Origin of the sequence: Erwinia typographi (assembly GCF_000773975.1) — a bacterium.
Taxonomy (GTDB): Bacteria; Pseudomonadota; Gammaproteobacteria; order Enterobacterales; family Enterobacteriaceae; genus Erwinia; species Erwinia typographi.
Genome location: NZ_JRUQ01000130.1, coordinates 1 through 1,037, shown reverse-complemented (window position 1 = coordinate 1,037; position 1,037 = coordinate 1). Strand labels below are relative to the sequence as shown.

Genomic DNA, 1,037 nt, shown 5'->3' with positions numbered 1-1,037 from the left:
GCTTTCGCTTTCGGCATCTGGCTGACCAGCGACAGATTGACGTCCATGCCTTCCACCTGGAAGTGCGGCACCGCATACAGCCTGACGCGGAAGAAGCCCGGGTTGTCCTCGATATCTTCTACGGTCACTTTGGCATCGCGCAGCGGGTGCGAAGATTGCAGCTCGTCACCTGGATCGGTCATTTCCGTCACCAGTCCCCGTACCCAGGTATTGAGCTCCAGCTCAAGCAGGCGGCGGTCCTTGGTGGTACCGATGTTTTCACGCTGGATAAGCTTCAGGTAATGCGCGATACGCGACAGCAGGAAGATGTACGGCAGACGCGCGTTGATGCGGCTGTTGGCAGTGGCATCTGCCGTGTCGTACTGCGCCGGTTTCTGGGTGGAGTTGGCCGAGAAGAAGCACGCGTAGTCGCGGTTCTTATAGTAAGACAGCGGAATAAAGCCCAGGTTAGCGAACTCAAACTCGCGGGTTTCCGGGATCATCACTTCCGACGGGATTTTCACCTGATTGCCGGTGCCCAGGTCGTACAGGTGGATCGGTAGATCCTGCACCGCGCCGCCAGCCTGCGGGCCACGGATTTGTACGCACCAGCCGTTACTGATAAAGCTCTTCACCATATTGGCCGCAAAGGCAAAAGAGGCGTTGGTCCACAGGTACCTGTCGTGATCGGGGCCCTTCACTTCTTCCACGTAGTTGAAGTTGCGTACCGGTACGGTGTCCGGGCCATACGGCAGGCGACCCAGCACCCGTGGCATCACCAGGCCGATATAGCGGGCGTCGTCGGTATCACGGAAGGATTTCCATTTGATGTATTCGGCGCGATCAAAATAGTTACCGATATCTTTAATGGCCGCCACCTCTTCCATCGAGTCTTTAAGGAAGAACTGCGGACCCGCGGAGCCGATAAACGGCATATGGGCGGCCGCGGAGACTTTGGAGATATTACGCAGCAGCGCCACATCCTGCGCGGAGGCGTCAAACTCCCAGTCGGATATCAGCGCGCCAATCGGCTCCCCGCCCGGGCTGTCGTACTCCGC

General features: G+C 58.2%; 1 protein-coding gene. It reads right to left on the bottom strand.

Translation table 11 applies throughout. The annotated features are described in order from the left end of the window. Nucleotides 1–1,037, bottom strand: a 1,037-nt coding sequence (gene tssC / locus NG99_RS27285; RefSeq protein ID WP_034900038.1) for a type VI secretion system contractile sheath large subunit, incomplete at both ends; no start/stop codon positions are given.